Annotated in this window: 4 protein-coding genes; 2 read left to right on the top strand and 2 right to left on the bottom strand. The window is 48.9% G+C overall.

The window, feature by feature from the left end; all coding sequences use genetic code 11:
• Positions 1 to 144: 144 nt before the first annotated feature.
• Complete coding sequence (locus tag AC6B99_RS33155) at positions 145 to 2,667, bottom strand: GH39 family glycosyl hydrolase (RefSeq protein ID WP_496665159.1); 2,523 nt, start codon at positions 2,665 to 2,667, stop codon at positions 145 to 147.
• A 198-nt stretch (positions 2,668 to 2,865) separates the two neighbouring features.
• On the opposite strand from AC6B99_RS33155, the gene AC6B99_RS33150 reads away from it, so the two are divergent.
• Complete coding sequence (locus AC6B99_RS33150) at positions 2,866 to 3,222, top strand: DUF1304 domain-containing protein (protein ID WP_056032024.1); 357 nt, start codon at positions 2,866 to 2,868, stop codon at positions 3,220 to 3,222.
• A gap of 131 nt (positions 3,223 to 3,353) precedes the next feature.
• Here the strand turns inward: AC6B99_RS33150 and AC6B99_RS33145 are convergent, their stop codons facing one another.
• Positions 3,354 to 4,112, bottom strand: a complete 759-nt coding sequence (locus AC6B99_RS33145; protein WP_496665158.1) for an MBL fold metallo-hydrolase — start codon at positions 4,110 to 4,112, stop codon at positions 3,354 to 3,356.
• Positions 4,113 to 4,230: 118 nt separating this feature from the next.
• Here AC6B99_RS33145 and AC6B99_RS33140 point away from each other — a divergent pair, with 118 nt between their 5' ends.
• The gene (locus AC6B99_RS33140; RefSeq protein ID WP_494879060.1) at positions 4,231 to 4,644 is read left to right on the top strand and encodes a winged helix-turn-helix transcriptional regulator; all 414 of its coding nucleotides are present in this window, start codon (positions 4,231 to 4,233) and stop codon (positions 4,642 to 4,644) included.
• Positions 4,645 to 5,052: the final 408 nt, after the last annotated feature.

The following is a 5,052-nucleotide window of genomic DNA, read 5'->3' as shown; positions in this document are numbered from 1 at the left end:
ATCATTATCGAGGTCAATGGAACTTAAATAAGCTGCCGCCTGCACGATACAGACAGCAGCTTGAAGTGGCCTAACCTTTTTTTAATTGTCCTTTACAAGGGGTACATTTTAGATTGTATAATCGGACGAAGGTCTTTCTGCCTTTTATATGGAATTGTGCTGCCATTCCCGTTTAATCTCCAGCAGCTGAACCTCATGCGGCGCAAGCAGGCCCTTCAGCGTCAATACATCCCCTGCTGTCTCGGTGCTCATATGCTGCTTCGGCACGCTGCACTGGTTCAAATAGTCAATATCCGGCGGCATCAGCTCAGCGGGCGCGCCCATCCGCAGCCATTCATCATAGGAGCTGCCCGATTCCCGGTTAATCGCATGCCGGTGTATGCGGTAAGCGCCTGGTTCCAGCCCTTCTAGCTGAATAGTCAGCTCCAACTGGTCGTTATGATTAAAGACGGCATACCGATGATGCGGCTGAATGCCTGAAATATCATTTTTGAGATACATCTGGTCAAAATGGGCGTAATGGAACAGCAGCAGCTGATACGCGCCATCCTTCGACATCGTCAGGCAGTAGCCATCGCCGCGGTCAAGCAGCTTGCAGCCAAGCTTGGCAAGCAGCTCGTAAGCATAGAAGGCCGCTTTTTTGAGCCCATTATTCGTAATCATGCCAAGTCCGCCGTGGAATGTCTCCTGCGGCAGTGGCAGCTCCTCCAGTAAATCCGTTACTGTCCAGTAACCCAGACTGCTTGCTTCATCGAGCGTTTCCACGATGTTTTTGGCAATGTATGCGGCTTTGAAGCAAGTATCATTCGTCAGCTCTCGATGATGGGGCGTTGCATTCCATTCCGTCACATGCAGCTCAGTGCCCGTCCATCCAAGCTCCAGCAGCTTGCGCTTCACCCTGCCCAGCATTTTGGGAACATAGTCCTCGCCCGCGTAGTGGAAATCGCTGATTTGGGGCACTTGATCATGCTCTGACTCCGTTACCGCATATTCAATCGGGTACATATGAATGGTGATAAAATCAGGCAAGCATTCATGCTCGGTGCAATAAGCCAAATATTTTTCCATCCAATAGCTTCGATCCACTATGGTGTCTCCCTGCATGCATGGGCCGCCAATCTGCGCCTGCGGGTACACGCGCTTAATCGCCTTAAAGCTCGCTTCATATAGTTCCAGGTATCGTTCAAACGGATCTGGCCAGAACAGCCCGCCATCCGGCTCGTTCCAAAATTCAAAGCGCCAGCTGCTTACCTCGGCACTGCCATAACGATGGAGAAGATGCTGAATGAACGCTTCCATCAGCGCGGTCCAATGCTCCATCTCATTAGGCATGCTCATGTAGCTTTTTTTATGGAAGAAAAACTTCGACTGATCTGCAAAATCGCCCGGCATAAAGCCCAGCTCGAAGAAGGGACGCAGCCCGATGCTTCGGAAAAAATCGACCACTTGATCGACATAGCCGAAACTGAACAGGGGCTTGCCGTCCGGCCCCAACCGCGCCACCATCATTTCATCATCGAAGATGCCGTGGAAGCGAATATATTGAAAGCCAATGGATTGCTGCACCATCCGCAAATGCTGCTGGACGGGAGCAAACAACGCTTCCTTCGCCTTGCCGATCGTACATAAGCTGCGCCAAGTATGCTTTAGTGTCCGCCCGCTGCCAGAGGCACGGATTTGTATGGAGCGGCAGATGGAGCCCTGATCAGCAGCGGCAATCGTTCCAGCGTTCGCTTCCGTTGGCAAATATTTAAACAAGCTGATGTAAGCATTTTCCCGGTCAAAAGCCAAGTAATTATCGCTGGAGGGCTCGGACAATTCCGCCTCAGGCAAATGCTGCCCGCGATGGCCGCGATATTCCGTCGGCGTCATTTGGTAGACCGCTTTGAAAGCCTTATGGAAAGCTTTCAAATTAGGAAAGCCGCTGTCCAAAGCGATTTTAATAATTGGCTCCTGTGTCGTCAGCATCGCTTTGACCGCATGCTCCAGCCGAATGCGCGTAATATAAGTACGGAACGTCACACCCATGCTTTTCTGAAAGAAGCTCGATAAATAGGAGACGGAGAAATTTTCACGCTCAGCCAGCTCATTCAGCGTCAGCGGACGATTGAAGTGCTCCTGAATGTACTCATTCAAATGAAGGAGCCGCGCCATCGTACGACGGTTAATCGGATACTCCCGCTTCTCCTGCGTGCTTCTGAATTTGCGCAGCAGCAAATAAATCAGCTCCAGCAGCAGGGAGCGGACTTTAATTTCATAGCCATATCCGGCTTTATTATAATTCCACATAATGGTGGACAGCAGCGTACGCACTTCAATAAACTTCTGCTGATCGCCTTGAGCATGCCAGCAGGAATTGCACTCAAAGGCGGTCTGCTCCGTGTCCACCCCCTGCTCGCGCAGAAAAGAATCCGGAATTTGCAGCGCCAGCAGCAGATTTTCCTGATCCGATTGTATCGTATGAATGTCATTGCTATTAATAAGGATAATATCCTCTTCATTAAGCACGAAAGGCTTGCCTTGTACAGCAATGATTGCCTTGCCCTTAAGCACGAACAGCAGCTCCATGCTGTCATGCCAATGATTCGGGACGTATCTGACGTTATGAAAAAAAATATGCAGCGGAAGCTCATGATCCGTCTGAATGATTTCATAAGTATGGTCCATCTATGTCCTAACCGCCTCGTTCATTTGACCTTTTGTTATGTGTACTCAACGTATCACCTGCTCACAGGACTGTCAAATCCAGTCATGCGAAGATAGCGTAAAAGCATAATCTGCGCTTGATTGTAGAAGCGGTTAGGAGTAAGATGGGTAGGGATCATTTTTTTCCAATATTTGAGTTTATTTCAGGAGGGTATCCTTATGTTAGCTGCTATATTCGTTGCCCTGGTGGCTGCCGAGCATTTGTATATATTGGCTATGGAAATGTTTTTGTGGACGAAACCTCGGACGCGCAAAACATTCAATTTGACACCTGAGTTTGCTGAGCAAACCAAGTCGCTTGCCGCCAATCAAGGATTATATAATGGATTTCTGGCCGCTGGCCTGATTTGGGGCCTTGTGCATCCGAATGCCGATTTCGGCTATCAAATCCAGCTGTTTTTCCTCATTTGCGTACTCGTTGCTGCATTGTACGGCGGTCTTACTACTAAACGCTCCATCTTGGTTATGCAGGGGCTGCCTGCGCTAATTGCGCTGCTGCTTGTGCTGTTTACCTAGATCGAGCGGGCTGTAGAGCAACAACGTCCAGCTTTTGTACCAGCAGCATAGCGAATGCAACTGAAAAAAATCTCCAGCTTCGCTATAACAGCGACAGGCTGGAGATTTTTTTATGTTCATAAGCCGCATGATTAACTAATAATCGTTTCGCCGTCCTCTGGCACGAGGATTACGCCGCTTAGCCCTTTGCCTGCTGCATATTCGCGCAGTTCCGGTCTGGACAGCATGCAATGATTGACCGCCCCCATATGGGAGGAGATGATAACCGCCTGCGGCGCCGCGAGATGCGCAGCATATATATCTTCCTTCGTCATCAGAATGGGATCCCCTTGCAAAAATTGTGCCGCGCCGCCATTCACGACGATGACTGACGGTTCGTATTCCTTGATTGCCGCTTGCGTCTCCTCGCACCAAATCGTATCACCCGCCACATAAAGCGTCTGCTCCTGCGTATGCTGAAACACGATTCCCGACACCTCGCCCATACGCTCGCCGATTTCCCCTGTGCCGTGCCGTCCATAGGTTCGGCTGAGGCTGACTTCCCCGAGCTGTGCTGATGGTGTGAAAATCTGCACCTGCTCAAAGCCTTTCTCGCGAATCGCTGCCGCATCATGCTCGTTTTGGGCAAAAATCACCATGTCCTTCGGCAGAAGCTCCGCCGCAGCCCGATCAAAATGATCCACATGCAAATGCGTGACAATAACGGCATCAACAGGGAGCAGCTGCTCCGCTGGGAATGGCAGCTCGACCGTCGGATTAAACTGCTCTTGGTTAGCTGTATTGGGGAAAGGCGGATAGGTCCCCTTTGGCGCCAAGAAAGGGTCGATCAAAAAGGTATGGCCGCCGTAATTTATTTTCAAAGTTGCATTGCGGATTTGGGTCATTTTCATATGCTGTTCCTCCTTTAATCTTGCTCTTTAATAGGTTACTATCTAAAGAATGGCATGAACATAGAAGCAATCACTTAAATCGCACCAAATACTTGATTTTTGAAAGAGGTTGTCGCTTATGCTGGATCATACGGATAAACGCATCATTGAAGAGCTGGCGAAAAATGGCCGCATCTCGATGAAGGAGCTTGGCCAACTCGTTCATTTGACCGGACAGGCTGCTGCAAATCGTGTCAGCCGGCTGGAGGAAGAGGGATTTATCGAGGGTTATACGATACGCTTGAATCAGGAGAAGGCGGGACTCCCTGTCCATGCATTTATCCAAATTTTCATGCATGGGTTGTCCCATGCTCCCTATATAGCGTTTGTACAGCAGCAAACGGCTATCATCCACCATTATAAAACAGGCGGAGACAGCTGTTATATGATGGAATGCCGTTTTCCTTCCAATGCCGCGCTCGACCAGTTTCTCACGGAGCTAAATGAGCATGCTAATTACAGGCTGACGATCGTCATTAATCAGACGCTTTAAGCGTTGGGCTTTACCCACTATAAATAGAAGAATCGTGATAGTTAAATAGACGCATAGATATTGTTTGTTCGGAGACCGAACGCATAACCGTGTAGTCAAATAAAATGCATCAACTTTGAAAACTAGCAAAAAGCCCTTATTTTGAACAAACTTTGTTTGGTCAAGCCCCAATATTGTAGACAATGAAAAAAGCCCTATTATCTGAACTGTTTAATAACAAAGCGGCGGACCAAATTCTGGTCCGCCGTTTCAATCATTGAACTATCGTATCCCGTCGTATTATGAGGTCAGCCAGTTATCGTATTATGAGGTCAGCCAGTTATTACTGGTTGACCACTTTTTATTTTGGTGGTGTATTTGTCAGTAGCCGGGGCAGATCGGTCGTTCCCCTGGGTCCGTAACCCGTCG

The sequence above is a fragment of the Paenibacillus liaoningensis genome (assembly GCF_059609455.1).
This window is presented reverse-complemented; position numbering and strand designations above follow the sequence as displayed.